We start from the raw sequence: 16968 nt of genomic DNA, 5'->3' as shown, positions 1-16968 counted from the left end.
GATTATTTAGTCATCCATTTATCATAAATTGTTTGGTACTCACCGCTTTCTTTAATTGCTTTGATACCTTTGTTTAAGCTTTCAACTAACTCTGTCTTAGATTTATTCACTGCAATACCTAAGCCGTTATTGAAATATTTTTTATCAGTCACTTTTTCACCGACAAACCCTAATTCAGGATTTTTCTCAAACATATCACGCAACACATCGGTATCACCAAAGATAATATCAATACGACCATTTTTTAGGTCTAATACAGCATCTTGCAAGCTATTGTAAGAAGAAGCTGCATACTGTTTAGTTTCATTATTCACATACTGCTGATAGGTTGTACCATTTTGTACCCCAACTTTCTTCGCAGTTTCTAAGCTTACATTTTTATCCTTTACCGCAATAAAACTTGCAGAACTTTCATAGTAAGCATCCGTAAATGCCACTTGTTTTGCACGTGCTTCTGTAATATCAATGGCAGAAATTGCCGCATCAAAACCGCCACGACCTTTAATTAAGCTAGGGATTAAAGCATCAAATGCTTGGCTTTTAAAATGACAAGTTGCACCAATTTCTTTACAAATGGCATTTGCCACATCCACATCAAACCCCACAATCTCACCTTTTTCGTTTGTTAATTCAAACGGAGGGTAGCTTGGTTCCATAGCAAAAGTAATTTCTTGCGCATTTGCCATAGTAGTCGCAGCGATCACTGCACTTAAAAGTAATTTTTTCATTGTTGTGTCCTTATACTAATCAGAATGAGAAAGATAGTTAGCAAACTCCGCTGTTTTTGGTTGTTCAAAACAAGTTGCATCACCAAATTCAATAATTTTACCCTGTTCCATATACACGACTTTCGTCGCAACTTTACGGGCAACTGATACCTCATGCGTAACAATCACTTGCGTAATACCAGTTTCCTGCAATTCTTTAATGATATCTACCACTTGCGCGGTAATTTCAGGGTCAAGGGCAGCTGTTGGTTCATCAAATAGCAGCACATTAGGTTGCATCATTAATGCTCTAGCAATCGCAACACGCTGTTGTTGCCCGCCAGAAAGCTGCAATGGGAAACGATCTGCAAATTCTGCAAGCTTTAAACGTGCAAGCAATCCGTTAGCACGCTCTAATGCCTCTGTTTTACTTAATCCAAGCACTTTCATTGGCGCTTCGATTAAATTTTGCATAACACTTAAGTGGTTCCAAAGATGATATTGCTGAAACACCATTCCCACTTCTCTTCGCAATAATGCGACTTGCTTACTATCTGTTTTAGCAGTTAAATCAAACTGATGATTTGCAACCTGCAATGAGCCCGATTGTGGAACTTCCATTAAATTTAAAGTGCGAATGAGTGTACTTTTCCCTGCTCCACTCGGCCCAAGTAATACAACCGTATCGCCTTTTTCAATATCTAAGTTAATGTCAAACAGCGCTTGATTACTGCCATAGAAAAAATTGACATTATGAATACGAATTGCCATTCGTGTAATCCTATTTTCGAAAATTTGAATAGATATTAGAATTTAATGAATAATTATGCAAGTAATTTTTTGAAAAAATTTTGTTAATTATTTTTTATTGCCCCGTTGAAAATTATCACTTTCTCAAGTCATACATCCATATTACAATCTGCGACTATTTTATTCGGGAACTAACCTATGCAGCGTTTTTTGACCTACCTTTCCCTGCTACTTATTGCGTGCAGTGCACAAGCAGGATTATTTAAATCACAGCCAAAGTTTCTCAGTAGTGAGCAAGCATTTGCTTTTTCGCATAAACAATCAGGAAATCTCCTTGAACTTAATTGGCAAATTGCAGATGGCTATTATCTGTATAAAAAAGAGATTGAAATAACAGGCCTTCATAGTGAGTTAGACGAGCCACAATTCCCTGCCAGTGAACGTTATCACGATGAATTTTTTGGCGATGTCGAGATTTTCCGCCATCAACTTGCCATTCAGGTTCCACTCCAAAAACATGTTGGGAAAGTCGAAATTCGTTATCAAGGTTGCACCAAAGGATTTTGCTATCCACCTGAAACCGTTATTCTCGATTTAGCCAAGCAAGCGGTTGATAATACGCAAAATTTTGCAAAAAATACGGAAAATACAACCGCTTTAACAAATGCTCCTATTGCCAAACAAGACCAACTTGCCCAAAATTTATCGCAAAGTCGCCTTTCTGTCTTTTGGTTCTTTGTACTTGGTATCGGCTTAGCTTTTACCCCCTGCGTATTACCCATGTTGCCATTGCTCTCTGCGATTGTTATCGGCAACCAAAACCGCCCAAATACCGCCAAAGCCCTCTTGTTAAGTATTACCTATGTGCAAGGTATGGCATTAACTTATACTCTGCTAGGCTTAATCGTTGCAGCAATTGGTTTACCATTCCAAGTCGCTTTACAAAGCCCACCTGTGCTGATCGGGCTCTCTATTTTATTTACGATACTGGCACTCTCAATGTTTGGCTTATTTGAAATCCGCCTACCAAATAGCTGGCAACAAAAGCTAAACACGCTAAGCCAACAGCAACAAGGCGGTTCATTTATCAGTGTGTTTATCATGGGCATGATCGCTGGTTTAGTTGCTTCACCTTGTACTTCAGCGCCACTTTCTGGCGCGCTGCTTTATGTTGCACAAAGTGGCGATCTCATTACAGGGGGCGGAGCTCTCTATCTGCTCGCTTTAGGAATGGGTATTCCATTAATTTTAATTACTCTGTTCGGGAATAGAATTCTGCCTAAATCAGGCGATTGGTTACTCAATGTGAAAACGATTTTTGGCTTTGTGATGCTAGCGTTACCCGTATTTTTACTTGCTCGCATCTTCCCTGAATGGGAAAGCTATCTATGGTCAGCATTGGCAATTGCCTTTATTGCTTGGGCTTATGAAAAAGTTGGCCCTGCCAAGCTTTATCAGAAAAGCCTAAAACTACTTTTAATCATTGCGCTTGCACTCTGTGCAAAGCCTTTCGCAGATTTAGTTTGGGGAGATACCAACCAGACAACACAAGCGCCTATTCACTTTAGCCGAGTGACTACACTTGCAGAATTACAACAAAAACTAACCGCTTCACAAGGAAAAAAAGTAATGCTCGATCTCTATGCGGATTGGTGTGTTGCTTGTAAAGAGTTTGAGAAATACACATTCCCAAATCCCGAAGTGAAAGCTAAATTGAGTGAAATGCTGGTATTACAAGTTGATATGACTAAAAACTCACCTGCTAATGATGAACTCATGAAACATTTCAATGTGCTCGGCTTACCCACAATTTTATTCTTTGATGAGCAAGGAACGGAAATAAGCCAAGCTCGAGTTACAGGTTTTATGCCCGCAGAAGCATTTCTAGCTTGGTTAAATCAGCTTTAAACGAAAAGGAGGGCTAAGCCCTCCCTTCACGCTACGCCCCCATCACTCGCTCTTCACTAATCATAAAATTTGCAATGCGTTCAGCAATAAGCCACTGACCCGCTTGTTTCACATAAGTATCGTGATAACGCACATAATGGCTTAACATCACGTCTTTGCCCGCTTCATTTTTACGCACCAATGCCACTTGGCAATAGTTGATTGCACTCGCATTCATTTCATCTTGAAACGTTACCGTATGCTGACCATTTAAGTGATAAACTGAATGAAAAGGTGTTAAGTATTCCGTAAACACTTTTTCAATTTCCGCTCGCCCTTGCATTGCAAATACTAATTCACCACCAATATAGGTATTGACGATGGCATTTTCCGTAAATAATGGCATTTGTGCGGTCACATTTTTTTCATCAGCAAGATTAGAGAAGGTATCTACTAAATCTTTTAATGCTAAACGATCTTGGAGTTGTTGTAAGTTCATTATGATTTCCTTTTATTTGTTAAAAATGATTATTTATCCAACCCTTTCGCTTTTAACCAATCTGCGGCTAACTCGGCAAGTTGGGCATTATTTTTCTCACCCATTAAAAAGTGTGAGTTGCCTTTAATGCCGATCTCAGGCAAATGAACGAGTGTCGCATCTCCACCATGTCTATTGATGGCTGCTACAAACTGTTTTGCCATTTCCAGTTCAGTTCCCCATTTATCTTCGCCAACATTTTTCGATCCCACTTGAATATAGTCACCGTAGTAAAGCACGATTGGAAGTTGAGTCAGTTTCTTAAATTCGCTCATGGGTACGCCTATTGCCGATCCGCTAAGCGCTTCAAAGCGAGCTTTGGTGATTTTTGGCATTTCATTTTCAGGGAAGATAAACGGTGTGCCACCCGGTTCCCACGCCACAATGCCTTTCACTTTGTTTGAACGCAATGCAGCACGCCAGCCGATAGTACCACCCATTGAGTGAGTCACAAGGATTGCACCATCAGTTTGATTAACAAGCTGTGCTAATACGTCTGCATTTAAATCATTATCCAGCGGGCCAGAGCCAATTGTCCACGCTTGTTGGAAGGCTTGATAAGCTGTTTCACCTTGTGGAAATTGAGCATTCGCCACAGGCTTGCCGTTGTTATCGTAACTGCCCATTCGAGAAAGAATCCATAACGTTTTATCGCCATACATTGGATTACTTGCCCAAGGGGTATCAGGAGTAACAGCTAGGGTAGAAAGGTTCGCTTTACCGCTTCTTGGCTGATCCAGCAAATAAACGCTATACCCTTTACGCAAAAATAAACTATCAAATCCTTCACGCCCATCAACGGTACTTTCCCAAGTGCGAGAAGATTGTGCGCCACCGTGTTGGAAAATCAGTGGATATTTTTTCGCATTGACGGGCGTTTGATATTTCACATAAGCAAAATCGCCATAAGCACGTTGCCCATTCGGGCTAATAAAGTGCTCGGGATTAAATGTGCCTTTGTGAGTCACATAGCTTCCGCCTACGGTAAAGCTACCCTGTTTTTCAATCTGTAAGGCATTGCTTGCAGTTTGGCAACCAGTTAAAACTACCGCACTTAATGTTGCGAGTAACAAAGTCGTTTTTAATTTCATTTTTTGCTCCGTTTGAATTTAGAATAATGTCGCAATCGCTTGTGTTAGCGTCTATTGCGGCTCTTTTAATTTTACCGTATAAGCCATTTTGCAAATTTCATCTGATTTCTAATCGCTTGCTTGTTTTAAGATAAGTATAAAACGGTAGATTTATTTTGATTAGATAGGAAAATCAGGATACTCTTATGAAAAAAATTCATCAATAAAGTCAACATGAAAGAAAACCTTAACGATCTCCGTGCCTTTTTGAAAGTGGCACAAACAGGCAGTTTTACCAAAGCCGCAGCACAAATGGGCGTATCGCAGTCGGCGTTATCCCATAGTATTAAAGGCATTGAAGAACGGTTGAATATAAAACTGTTTTACCGCACCACTCGTAGCATTTCCACCACCGAAGCAGGCGAACAGCTCTATCAGCGACTCGTGCCACTCTTTGCGGAAATTGACCAAGAAATAGACGAATTAAGTGCATTTCGCAATACCGTCAAAGGATCATTACGCATTAACGGCAATGAACACGTTTTTCGCTATGTGTTAGCCGATAAATTTGCTGAATTTGCCAAACGTTATCCCGAAGTGGAATTAGAGCTGGTTGCCGAAGACCGTTTTGTGGATATTGTGGCAGAGCGTTTTGATGCAGGCATACGGCTTGGTGCAGATGTTGCCAAAGATATGATTGCGTTACGCATTTCGCCTGATTTACAAATGGTTACCGCTGCCAGTCCTGACTATCTGGCAAAATTTGGCACGCCAAAAACCCCTTTTGATTTAACCAAACATTGTTGCCTAAAACATCGTCTTGCCACACTGGGGGGCATTATGACGTGGGAATTTAATGATCCCATCACGCAAAAAACGATCAAGCTTCAACCACAGGGTAATCTCACCGTAAATAATGGCTTCTTGTTACCACACTACGCAAAACAAGGCTTAGGCATTATTTGGACACCGAAAGACAGCATTCAAACCGAGTTAAATAACGGCACGCTCGTTCCTATTCTGAATGAATGGGCAATGCACTATGACGGCTATCATCTTTATTACCCTAACAGCCGCCAAAATTCACCGCTTTTTCAGGCTCTCGTTGCGCAATTACGAATTTAAAATATATAGATAAGGCTAAGTATAAACTTAGCCTTTAATGGGATATTAAGCTTTCTTCAAAAACTCTGATTTCAGCATAATCTTACCGCAATCAACATTGTGATCGCCGTGGGCAAGGCGGATACCTTTATATTTCGTACCCTTTTTTAATACCTCTGATGAACCTTTTAGTTTAAGATCTTTGACTAAAATAACATCATCACCATCTGCAAGTAAGTTACCGTTAGCATCTTTTACAATTAATTGATCCTCATCATCTTGCTCTGCAACTTCTTCGCCTGTCCATTCGTAAGCACAGTCTGGGCAAACAAATTGAATAGAATCGTGGTAAGTATTTTCACTGTTACATTGTGGGCAAATAGGGAAATCCATTGTTATCTCCGTTAAAAAAAGCATTATTATAAAGCAAGCGGTCGATTTCAGGGAAAATTTTGCAAAATACAAGCAGAAAAAATCCCACCGAAGCGGGATTTTTAATTTAATCTCGTTTAGCCAAGGGTCGCAATATATTTGAGCATTACCCCAGCGGCAATGGCTGAGCCGATTACGCCAGCCACATTCGGGCCCATTGCGTGCATGAGTAGGAAGTTTTGTTTATCCGCTTCCAAGCCCACCTTATTGGCTACACGAGCAGCCATCGGTACAGCTGAAACACCTGCGGCACCAATCAGTGGGTTTACTTTGTTTTTGCTCACTTTGTTCATAAGTTTTGCCATTAATACACCACTTGCGGTACCAATACAGAATGCAATAACACCCAATAATAAAATACCCAATGTTTGCGGTTGTAAGAATTTATCGGCAACTAATTTTGAACCTACGGATAAACCTAAGAAAATCGTGGTAATGTTAATTAATGCATTTTGTGCGGTGTCGTTCAAACGCTCAACCACGCCACTGACTCTTAATAAGTTACCGAAACAGAACATACCGAGCAATGGTGCTGCATCCGGTAACAAGAAAGCGACTAATAACAATAATGCAATTGGAAACAAGATTTTCTCACGGTTACTAACGTGGCGAAGTTGTACCATTTTGATTTTACGTTCTTGCTCATTAGTTAAAGCCTTCATAATTGGAGGTTGGATTAACGGCACCAATGCCATATAAGAGTAAGCTGCAACTGCAATTGCACCTAATAATTCAGGGGCGAGTTTGCTGGCAATATAGATTGCAGTTGGGCCGTCTGCACCACCGATAATCCCGATGGCTGCAGCTTGTGGCAGAGTGAAATCAATCACACCTAACCAGTTTAAGCCCACTGCACCGAGTACAGTTGCAAAGATACCAAATTGTGCTGCAGCACCTAAAAGTAGCGTTCTTGGGTTAGCAAGTAGAGGGCCGAAGTCTGTCATTGCACCAACGCCCATAAAGATAATCAGTGGTGCAACCCCATAGCCAATTGCAATTTTATAGAACAAGGCAAGCACACCTGCGGTATAGCCCATATCGCCCGCCATCACATCCAATTCATTTTGAACTGATGGCAGAGCAGTGTTTAAAGCGGTTTTAATTGAGCCTAAATCTGCACTTGTGCCTAATTTTGCAGCCACAATCGCCAACTGTTCGGCTGTGCCACTGTGTAGCAAATTATCCAGTGCAGTCATTGCTAAGCCTGCCTCAGGAATGTTTGAAAGCAAGCCGCCGAAACCAATCGGCAGCAATAATAACGGCTCAAACTGCTTAGAAATTGCAAGCCAGAGTAGCACCAAACTGATGATAATCATCACCGCTTGCCCCCACTCTAAGTGCATTAAGCCTGTGCCTTGAATTAATGCAATAATGCTTTCCATTCAGCCCCCTTAGGCAAGCTCTAGCAAGGTGTCGCCAACGGCAACCACATCGCCTGCTTTGACTTTAATACCTTTTACTGTGCCAGCTTTGGTTGCACAGATTTGGGTTTCCATTTTCATGGCTTCTAAGATGAGTAACACTTCGTCTTGTGCCACGCTTTGCCCTTCAGAAACCAACACTTTAACAATGTTACCTGCCATTGGTGCAGTAACTGGCTCGCCAGCTCCTGTTGGTGCTGCCGCTGCTGCAGGGGCTGGAGCGGCAACTGGTGCTGCTTGCGGTGCGGCAACTTGGCTGATTTGGCTAATGTCGCCACCATCGCTCACTTTCACCACAAAGGCTTTACCTTCAAGCTCAACGGTGTAAACCGCTGGTTCACCTGCTTTCGGTGTAGGCGCTGCCGCTGATTTCTCTGCGGCTTTGCTTTCTGCAGTTGGTACAGGCTCAAACGCGGCTGGGTTATTACGGTTTTCTAAGAATTTCCAGCCAACTTGTTGGAAAAGTGCCACGATTAATGTGTCGTCCACTTCATTTGCAAGTTTTAACCCTTTTTCAGCCGCTTGTGCTTTCACCTCTGCAAGCAGTTTATCCATTTCTGGGGCGATTTTATCTGCAGGGCGACACGTAATCGCTTCTCCACCTTCCAAAACACGAGCTTGTAATTCAGTATTAACAGGAGCAGGCGTTCTACCATATTCACCTTTTAATACGCCCGCGGTTTCTTTAGCGATGGTTTTGTAACGCTCACCCATTAATACGTTCATTACTGCTTGAGTCCCTACGATTTGCGAAGTCGGGGTAACAAGCGGCAAGAAACCTAAATCTTCACGTACTTTTGGAATTTCAGTTAATACCGCATCAAGTTTATCGGAAGCATTTTGCTGTTTGAGCTGGCTTTCAAGATTAGTGAGCATTCCACCCGGTACTTGCGCCACGAGAATACGGCTGTCCACCCCTTTTAATTGCCCTTCAAAAGCGTGGTATTTTTTACGTACTTCACGGAAATAAGCGGCAATTTTTTCTAACTTAGGAATGCTTAATCCCGTATCAAATTGTGTGCTTTGTAAGGTGGCCACTAATGATTCAGTTGCTGGGTGACCATAAGTACCGCTCATTGAAGAGATAGAGGTATCTACTCCATCAATACCGGCTTCAATCGCTTTAAGCAATGCCATTTCTGCCATACCTGTGGTTGAGTGGCAGTGTAAGTGTAGTTCAACATCAAAACGTTTTTTGATTTCGCTGACTAATTCACTTGCGGCAAATGGGGTTAAAATGCCTGACATATCTTTGATCACCAAAGAATCAATGCCGATTTCCATTAACTGCTCGGTCACATCTAACCAAGTTTGCAAGGTATGCACAGGGCTGGTGGTATAACTTAATGTCCCTTGTGCATGTCCGCCTTGTTTTTTCACCGCTTGTAGTGCTTGTTGCATATTGCGTGGGTCATTCATCGCATCAAATACACGGAAGACACTCATACCGTTTGCGACACAACGTTCCACAAATTTATCCACCACATCATCGGCATAATGGCGATAGCCTAATAAATTCTGACCACGCAATAACATTTGCAGAGGGGTTTTAGGCATGGCTTTTTTCAATTCACGCAAACGCACCCACGGATCTTCGCCTAAGAAACGGATACAAGAGTCGAAAGTTGCCCCCCCCCACGCTTCTAGAGACCAATAGCCAATATCATCTAATTCTTTGGCAATCGGTAACATATCGTCTAAACGTAGACGGGTAGCAAATAGAGATTGGTGAGCATCACGCAATACAACGTCAGTAATGGCAATTTTTTTTGTCATGATTGATCCTTAATTTAATGTAGCCCTTGTTGGCGGCGGTGATGGGCGATCGCGGCAGCGATCACTGGACGCAGCAACGCTATATCATTCACACTAGCCGTTGAGATAGACGCAGGTGCAGAGGTTGCTGATTGTGGTGTGTGTTCTGGGAAATAAGTATTAACGACTTTAGAAATCAGGCTAATGGCAAAAATTAGCAGAAAGAGGAAAACTAACACAAATCCCATTCCAACTAACATCAAGTTTAACCCTTCTCGTAATAGTTCGGTTTCACTCATTTTTCACTCCTATCAAAAAGATAGTCTGTAATGTAAACGAGATAACAGCAAAACTCAATATTAAATCTAATTTAAATCATAAAATTTTCTAATACGTTAGGGCGTATTGATGTTTCAAATGAAGTGACGTTGTCGATTAAAAATACCCCCCAGCGGGCTTGGCGAATTTTTGCCGAAGCCACAACCCCGTTTGAAACACCAATACGCCCTAATAATATAAGCGGTCAATTTCTGCGAAAAATTTGCAAAATAAAAGGCTGCCATTGCAGCCTCAAACCTGTTAGGCAAATAGCCCAGAAATATATTTTGAAAGAGTCATCATACTTAAAATTGCCATGCTCACTACAACAACAGTACCTGCTATTGTCATCCAAACTGGGTGTTTATAGTCGCCCACAATTTTGCTTTTATGTGCAGCCAGCAGCACTAAGCCAAGAGAAATAGGTAAAATGAGACCATTTAGTGTGCCAACAAAAACCAATACTTGAGCAGGTCTACCAACAGTCGCAAGCACTGCGGTTGAAATGATAATAAAGGCAACGATAAAACAGTTTTTATGCTTCTCAATAAATGGCGAGAAGGAGGTGATAAATGAAACCGAAGTATAAGCTGCACCAATTACAGATGTAATGGACGCCGCCCAAATAACGATACCGAAAATAATTAGTCCGATATTACCCGCCACATATTCAAATGGGGTTGATGCTGGGTTTGCTGGATTAAGTTTTACGCCTTGTGATACAACGCCTAATACCGCTAAGAAAAGTACCACGCGCATAATTGAGGCGATCAAAATGGCAGAGACAGAGCTTTTACTCACTTCTTTAAGATTTTCTTTGCCTTTAATCCCCGCATCTAACAACCGATGTGCACCAGCAAAAGTAATATATCCTCCAACAGTACCGCCTACGAGCGTAACAATCGCAATAACATCAAGCTGTGCAGGAATAAAAGTATGCACAACTGCATCACCAATAGGCGGGTTAGATTTTACCGCAACAAAAATAGTCAAAGCGATCATAATAAATCCCATAATTTGGGCAAATCTATCCATCACTTTACCTGCTTCACGGAATAAGAACACGCCTACCGCTATCGCACCACTAATAATCGCTCCTGTTTCAGGAGCAAATCCTGTGAGAATATTCAAGCCTAAACCCGCACCACCCACATTACCGATATTAAACGCAAGCCCCCCCATGACAATCAAAATTGCTAGGAAATATCCAGCCCCAGGCAACACCGCATTTGCAATATCCTGTGCTTTCTTTTCAGAGACTGCCACAATACGCCAAATATTCAGTTGAGCACCAATATCTAGCAGAATTGAAAGCAAAATCACAAAGCCGAAACTAGCAAGTAGTGTTTGCGTAAAAGTGGCAGTTTGGGTTAAAAATCCCGGTCCAATGGCAGAGGTTGCCATCAAAAAAGCAGCGCCGAGCAAAGCACTACGGTTTTTTGTTGTATTTGACATCTTGTCTCTCCTGTTTTTGTTGTTTTTTATTTGTCATTTTAATCAAGTTATTGGATTGTCAGAGCAGATCGAAATCCCCCGATTTCTCAATTCCTCCAAAATTCTCTTGGCAAATACCACGGCGTGCTCGCCATCGCCATGCAAGCAAACACTTTCTGCTTTAATCGGTACGTTACCGCCATCTACAGTAAGCACAGTGCCCTGCTCAATCATTTCCAATACTTGAGCGATTGCTTCACCATCGCTTTCTACCATTGCATCAGGGCGAGATCTTGGCACTAGAGAACCATCGGCAAGATAACGGCGATCAGCAAATACTTCAGAAATCGTTTCCAACCCAATGTTTTCAGCAACAGAGAGCATTAAACTACCTGAAAGCCCCATTAATTTTAGTGAAGGATCAAAGTGTTTAATAGTTTCTGCAATCAAGCCTGCAAGTTGAGGATCTTTTGCGGCTTGGTTATATAATGCACCGTGTGGTTTTACGTAACTCAATCGAACACTTTCTGCATCACATAAAGCTTTGATTGCCCCTAGCTGATAAAGCAAGCAAGCTTTTATTTCATCATTGGGCAAATTCATATTGGTTCGTCCAAAATTTTCTCGATCGGGAAAACTCGGGTGAGCGCCAACTCGTACATTATTTGCTTTTGCCCATAAAATGGCTTTACGCATTTCATTGTAATCGCCTGCATGCAAGCCACAACTGACATTTGCCGAGCTTACTAGCTGTAGTAATTGCTCATCATTGGCACAGCCTTCAGCGAGATCTACATTTAAATCAATTCTCTTCATTTGCTTTTCTCCAAATGTTCGCTAAATAATCTTGATCTTGTTGGTAACGTGCTACCGCCTGCTCTCGGCTTAATAATACAAACTGCACCGCACGACCAATCGCAGTCTGAGCAAGACGTCCCAAATCAGCAGCAATCACACAAGCAATTTTAGGGTATCCCCCAGTGGTTTGGGCATCGGCCATTAACACAATAGGCTGTCCATCAGGGGGGACTTGCACAGTGCCAGCAGGCGCTGCATACGAAAGCATTTCAAGGGAAGCGGTCAATTTCAGTGGATTTTCTGCAAAACGGTAGCCCATCCGATTGCTATTGTGCTGCAGTATCCAGCCTTGTTGCCAAAAACGTTCTCGGCTGTCTTGGGTAAAAGCATCATATTCAGAAGAGGTTGTTGCCCCAATTCGCTGAGTAAAATTGATCGGCTCAACGCCTAGAAATGATAATTGGGTATCACGTAAAGCCGTTGGAATCGTATCACCGGCTTTTAACATTCGCCCTTGATAGCCGCCAAATTGAGCTTTGAGATCGGTACTGGCTGAACCAAGCACCTGCTGCACCAGAAAACCACCTGCGACACAAAGATAAGCATAATTGCCTTGAACAATACGTTTGAGAGTTAAGGTCTGACGAGCTTTTGCGGTGTAGCGGAAATAAGCAAAAACGGGGATTCCATCTAGTTCTGCTTCGACTAATGCCCCCGTAAAGCAAAATGGTGTATCACAGTCAAAAGTCAGGCTCATTCCACCTAAGGTAATTTCTATCGCAGGAGCATTTTCTGCATTTTTTAGCAATAAATTACCCGCTTGTAAGGCAAGTTTATCCATTGCCCCACTATGCCCAATACCGAGCGAGCGATAACCATAACGTCCTAAATCTTGAATATGGGCAAACCCTTGCATTTGTTTAATGTAGATCATAGACGGATACTCTCTGCGACAAAACGGACATTATCTCCAGCATTTAATAGTGTTGGCGGAGACTGTTGAATATCAAATAGGGGTAATTCGGTTCTACCTAAAAGCTGCCAGCCCCCTGGCGATGTGAAAGGGTAAATCCCCGTTTGACTACCGCCAATCCCAACCGAACCAGCTGGTACTTTAGTGCGTGGTACGTCACGACGTGGCGTGTGTAAATTTTCAGGCAAGCCATTGAGATAAGGAAAACCAGCTTGAAAGCCGATCATAAATACGGTGTAAGTCGGGTCGGTATGACGGCGGATAATCTCTTCAGGCGTAGTATGGTGAAAGCGCGCAACCTCAAATAAATCTTCGCCAAATTCACCGCCATAATGCACTGGGATTTCTACACAGCGAGCAGTTTTGGTCGTTTGCGTTTGATAGTTTTCCCACAGGGCTTGCAAATGCTCAATGAGGGGTTGGCTAGCGGTGAATAAATCATAATAGACGGTAAAATTATTCATACCTACTACGACTTCTTGTACATTCGGTAAGCGACGAGCTTGCGCAGATATAGCCCAAATTTGTTGCTGTTTGCTAAGTTCAGCAGGCGGGGAAGCAGAACACAGCAGGGAATGTTCGCTCGTATGATGAATGGTGAGCATAAAACGCCCCAAAATGTTAATAAAAGGTAAAAACGTTTTACGCTCGAACATTTTTCCTGTCAAATAGATTTTCAAAAAATTGTGATCTATACGTTATTTTTGTTGCAAAATATCACTCCGTTCACGCCAATATGTGGCAAAACGTGGTTTGCCATTTGCCGTTAAACCTCGATATTTATACGTAATTACCGTGCCGATAGCGGGCGGATTTTCTCTCTCTTTATCTTTAAAACCTGAACCAATCCGAAAGCGACCACGTTCATTTTCACAGGTAATTGAACCTAATTTATCCGCATATTTCCCTTTGCCTTTATGATGAGCAATCACTGTACATTCTTCATCATCAATGGCTTTGAGTTTGAGAATTTGTGCTGATCTGCCTTGAATATAAGGCGAATTTGGATTGCGAACCACCACACCTTCACCACCTAGTTTTTGGACTTCATTGAAAAAAGCATTGAGATGAGCCTTGTCTTTTACAGGGATCTGCTCAATAATTTCAATATAATCACTTGGGTTTTCTGCAAGAAAGTTTTGTAGTTTCGTCAACCTTGCAAAAAGATCGCCTTCGGCATTTGGCACATCAAAAACGTGTAATTTTAATTTGTACCACCCTTTCGGATTTGCCGAACGCACGGTTGCCGCAATTTCTTCAAATTTGCCGCGCTCACTGAAAAGCTCGCCATCAATAGCGAAAGGAGGAAAATTTTTGATGAAATAATCAGGCGGAGCGAGCGGGAATCCTTGGCGGCTAATCAACTGTTCACCATCCCAGAAACCTCTTACACCATCAAGCTTTTCACTCATTACCCAGCCATCAATAGGTTGATCTTTATACTGTTCAAGTAGCATTAAATTAAGCGGCTGCGCTGTTGCCAATGTTGCCATAAAAATCAAAAGTAATCGCCACATAACCTTTCTCCTATCAAACAAAGTTTTGTTAATATAGGTAACCGATTAGCCAACATCCGATTTTTTATCTATTTTTGGGATCTACGTCCCAAAATTTGCAAAAATTAGTGAAGAATCTACCGCTTGTAAGGATTAAAAATGAAAAAAATAGCTCTGATTGCCACTGCCCTTTTAGCTGCTTGTAGCAGTGAATTAGATCAAAAATATCCCCACGCAAAATACAAAATTTCAAATAGTCAAATGAAAGAGTATGTGTTGCAAATGAATAATGCCGAACAGTGTATTCACCCAAATTTGGCTGGTTTAAGTTACGAGCAAGCCCAAGCGCAGGTTTACAGCAAGTATTCTGAGCTTGAACAATTTGTATGGAATTATGGCGTAGTTCCAAAAGTATTGGAAAAAATCATTGGTAAGCAAAATGCCAAAACCATTTTTGTGGATGATGAAGCATCACAACACTATTTCTTTGACAAATTAGATAAATTTAATCACCAAAATGCCAATGTGAATGCCCGAGAATGTGAAAAGTTTAAAATGGCGTTTTCAGATATGATGGGCGATACATTACAACTGATTCATTCGCCACGTTAAAAAATAGGGCGGATAATTCCGCCCTATCTCTTATTTTGCATGATTGATTAAAAACTCGGTTAAAAGCGGAACAGGTCTACCCGTTGCTCCTTTTCCTGCACCCGATTTCCAAGCGGTGCCTGCAATATCTAGATGAGCCCAACGGAATTTTTCAGCGAAGTTAGATAAGAATACGCCTGCGGTAATCGCACCTCCCATTCGTCCGCCTAAGTGAGCAAGATCAGCAAAATTAGATTTAAGCTGCTCTTGATACTCTTCGCCCATCGGTAAACGCCACACTTTATCGCCACTCGCCTGTCCTGCTTGGAATAGTTGTTCGGCAAGTTCATCATCGGTAGAAATTAAGCCGCTGTTGTGGTTGCCAAGTGCAATCATACACGCCCCAGTGAGGGTTGCCACATCAATCACTAATTCAGGCTCAAAACGTTCTGCGTAAGTTAAAGCATCACAAAGTACCATACGCCCTTCTGCATCGGTATTTAACACTTCCACTGTTTTACCCGACATTGTAGTGATGATGTCACCTGGGCGGTAAGCGTTGGCATCTGGCATATTTTCGCAGCCAGCTAATACACCAATCACGTTTAATGGCAAATTCAGCTCGGCAATCGCTTTCATTGTGCCGTATACTGCTGCCGCACCGCCCATATCGTATTTCATCTCGTCCATTGCTTCGCCCGGTTTGAGTGAAATACCGCCACTGTCAAAAGTCATACCTTTGCCGATTAATACGATCGGCTTCGCATTGCCGTTGTTTTGATAGTTAATGATCGACATAAAGGCTTCATTTGCCGAACCACGAGAAACCGCAAGATAGGAATTCATACCCAACTCTGCCATCTGTTTTTCATCAACGATAGTCGTAGAAATAGTGTGGTATTGCTCAGCAAGCGCTAGCGCACAATCCGCAAGGTAGCGTGGGTTGCATACATTTGGCGGACAGTTCGCCACATCTTTGGTAAATTTTGCCCCGATTGCCACCGCCTGTGCGTGGACTAGGGCACTTTCTGCGTCATTACCTTCGGCAACAAAGCTAATTTGAGCAAGTGATGATTCTAGTGATTTTGTCGTTTTGAACTGTTCGAAACGATATAAACTTTCACAAATCGCTTCCACCGCAAAACGCACTGACCAGTATGGGCTACGCTGTTTAATTTCCACTTCTGCTAAAGCAAATACTGCATGTTGAACTTGTGTTTGACCAAGCAATTCTACGCATTTTTGTGCCAGCTGTTTAAATTGACGTTCGGTAGTTTCCCCCTGCTTGCCGCAACCAATAGCTAATACACGCTTTGCTTGAATATTTGGTACGTGATGCAACACCAAGCCTTGTGCAACTTTGCCTGATAAATCACCCTGCGCTTGTAGCTGACTTAAAAAACCATGACTTGCTTGATCAACTTGTTGTGCACTGGATGATAATTTGCCCTCTTCAAAAACAGCTACCACCAAGCAATCTGTCACTTGGTTTTGCCACTCATTTGTTGGAATTAAGTTAAATTGCATAAATCCTCTCGTGATTTTTATTTGATAAAAAGGTATGATTACACCTTTTTCAAGCGCTCATTTTTGCAAAAAATTCTGCAAAATAATCCGCTTGCAACTCATTGTAAAAATGTAGGTCGTAAACTACTCATTTGTTAGAAAATTGCAAGCATAATTTAAGAGAAAAA

The 16968-nt window shown here is 41.9% G+C and carries 17 protein-coding genes; 3 read left to right on the top strand and 14 right to left on the bottom strand.

Features of this window, described 5'->3' with window-relative positions; genetic code table 11:
- Nucleotides 1-2 precede the first annotated feature (2 nt).
- Nucleotides 3-728, bottom strand: a complete 726-nt coding sequence (locus EDC51_RS04430) for a transporter substrate-binding domain-containing protein (protein WP_015432989.1) — start codon at nt 726-728, stop codon at nt 3-5.
- A gap of 15 nt (nt 729-743) precedes the next feature.
- The gene (gene artP / locus EDC51_RS04425; RefSeq protein WP_125134579.1) at nt 744-1478 is read right to left on the bottom strand and encodes an arginine ABC transporter ATP-binding protein ArtP; all 735 of its coding nucleotides are present in this window, start codon (nt 1476-1478) and stop codon (nt 744-746) included.
- A 177-nt stretch (nt 1479-1655) separates the two neighbouring features.
- On the opposite strand from artP, the gene EDC51_RS04420 reads away from it, so the two are divergent.
- On the top strand, nt 1656-3365 hold the full coding sequence (locus EDC51_RS04420; protein ID WP_131928276.1) for a protein-disulfide reductase DsbD: 1710 nt from the start codon (nt 1656-1658) through the stop codon (nt 3363-3365).
- A 31-nt stretch (nt 3366-3396) separates the two neighbouring features.
- On the opposite strand, the gene EDC51_RS04415 is transcribed toward EDC51_RS04420, so the two are convergent.
- Both EDC51_RS04415 and EDC51_RS04410 read right to left on the bottom strand, forming a co-directional pair.
- Nucleotides 3397-3843: a nuclear transport factor 2 family protein gene (locus EDC51_RS04415; RefSeq protein WP_131928275.1), complete on the bottom strand. Its 447-nt coding sequence runs from the start codon at nt 3841-3843 to the stop codon at nt 3397-3399.
- Between the two features lie 29 nt (nt 3844-3872).
- Nucleotides 3873-4973, bottom strand: a complete 1101-nt coding sequence (locus tag EDC51_RS04410) for an alpha/beta hydrolase (RefSeq protein WP_131928274.1) — start codon at nt 4971-4973, stop codon at nt 3873-3875.
- Between the two features lie 213 nt (nt 4974-5186).
- On the opposite strand from EDC51_RS04410, the gene EDC51_RS04405 reads away from it, so the two are divergent.
- Nucleotides 5187-6077, top strand: a complete 891-nt coding sequence (locus tag EDC51_RS04405) for a LysR family transcriptional regulator (RefSeq protein WP_131928273.1) — start codon at nt 5187-5189, stop codon at nt 6075-6077.
- A 45-nt stretch (nt 6078-6122) separates the two neighbouring features.
- Here the strand turns inward: EDC51_RS04405 and EDC51_RS04400 are convergent, their stop codons facing one another.
- The 9 genes from EDC51_RS04400 to EDC51_RS04360 all read right to left on the bottom strand — a co-directional run bounded on the left by EDC51_RS04400 (nt 6123) and on the right by EDC51_RS04360 (nt 14704).
- The gene (locus tag EDC51_RS04400; protein ID WP_064318848.1) at nt 6123-6449 is read right to left on the bottom strand and encodes a zinc ribbon domain-containing protein YjdM; all 327 of its coding nucleotides are present in this window, start codon (nt 6447-6449) and stop codon (nt 6123-6125) included.
- Nucleotides 6450-6565: 116 nt separating this feature from the next.
- Nucleotides 6566-7870, bottom strand: coding sequence for a sodium ion-translocating decarboxylase subunit beta (locus tag EDC51_RS04395; RefSeq protein WP_015432997.1), 1305 nt, complete (start codon nt 7868-7870; stop codon nt 6566-6568).
- A 9-nt stretch (nt 7871-7879) separates the two neighbouring features.
- A complete protein-coding gene (gene oadA / locus EDC51_RS04390) occupies nt 7880-9685 on the bottom strand; it encodes a sodium-extruding oxaloacetate decarboxylase subunit alpha (protein WP_131928272.1) in 1806 nt (601 codons plus the stop codon).
- A gap of 14 nt (nt 9686-9699) precedes the next feature.
- Nucleotides 9700-9963 (bottom strand): oxaloacetate decarboxylase subunit gamma, encoded by a 264-nt coding sequence (locus tag EDC51_RS04385; RefSeq protein ID WP_131928271.1) that lies wholly within the window; start codon nt 9961-9963, stop codon nt 9700-9702.
- A 280-nt stretch (nt 9964-10243) separates the two neighbouring features.
- On the bottom strand, nt 10244-11437 hold the full coding sequence (locus EDC51_RS04380) for an NRAMP family divalent metal transporter (protein WP_125134571.1): 1194 nt from the start codon (nt 11435-11437) through the stop codon (nt 10244-10246).
- Between the two features lie 42 nt (nt 11438-11479).
- Complete coding sequence (gene pxpA, locus EDC51_RS04375; RefSeq protein WP_015433002.1) at nt 11480-12232, bottom strand: 5-oxoprolinase subunit PxpA; 753 nt, start codon at nt 12230-12232, stop codon at nt 11480-11482.
- On the bottom strand, nt 12219-13148 hold the full coding sequence (locus tag EDC51_RS04370) for a 5-oxoprolinase subunit C family protein (RefSeq protein ID WP_131928270.1): 930 nt from the start codon (nt 13146-13148) through the stop codon (nt 12219-12221). The genes pxpA and EDC51_RS04370 overlap by 14 nt, the downstream gene beginning before the upstream one ends.
- Nucleotides 13145-13792 (bottom strand): 5-oxoprolinase subunit PxpB, encoded by a 648-nt coding sequence (gene pxpB / locus EDC51_RS04365; protein ID WP_025289642.1) that lies wholly within the window; start codon nt 13790-13792, stop codon nt 13145-13147. The genes EDC51_RS04370 and pxpB overlap by 4 nt, the downstream gene beginning before the upstream one ends.
- A gap of 93 nt (nt 13793-13885) precedes the next feature.
- Nucleotides 13886-14704, bottom strand: a complete 819-nt coding sequence (locus tag EDC51_RS04360; RefSeq protein WP_131928269.1) for a DNA ligase — start codon at nt 14702-14704, stop codon at nt 13886-13888.
- Between the two features lie 138 nt (nt 14705-14842).
- Here EDC51_RS04360 and EDC51_RS04355 point away from each other — a divergent pair, with 138 nt between their 5' ends.
- Nucleotides 14843-15295 carry a DUF5358 family protein gene (locus tag EDC51_RS04355; RefSeq protein WP_131928268.1) on the top strand — a complete coding sequence of 151 codons (453 nt, stop codon included), beginning with the start codon at nt 14843-14845 and terminating at the stop codon, nt 15293-15295.
- Between the two features lie 30 nt (nt 15296-15325).
- Here the strand turns inward: EDC51_RS04355 and EDC51_RS04350 are convergent, their stop codons facing one another.
- Entirely contained in the window at nt 15326-16801 is a 1476-nt protein-coding gene (locus EDC51_RS04350; RefSeq protein WP_131928267.1) for a leucyl aminopeptidase, read from the bottom strand.
- Nucleotides 16802-16968 lie beyond the last annotated feature (167 nt).

This window comes from Bibersteinia trehalosi (assembly GCF_004346205.1).
Lineage (GTDB): Bacteria > Pseudomonadota > Gammaproteobacteria > Enterobacterales > Pasteurellaceae > Bibersteinia > Bibersteinia trehalosi.
The sequence above is the reverse complement of the archived record's forward strand: the minus strand, read 5'-3'. Positions and strand labels throughout refer to the sequence as shown.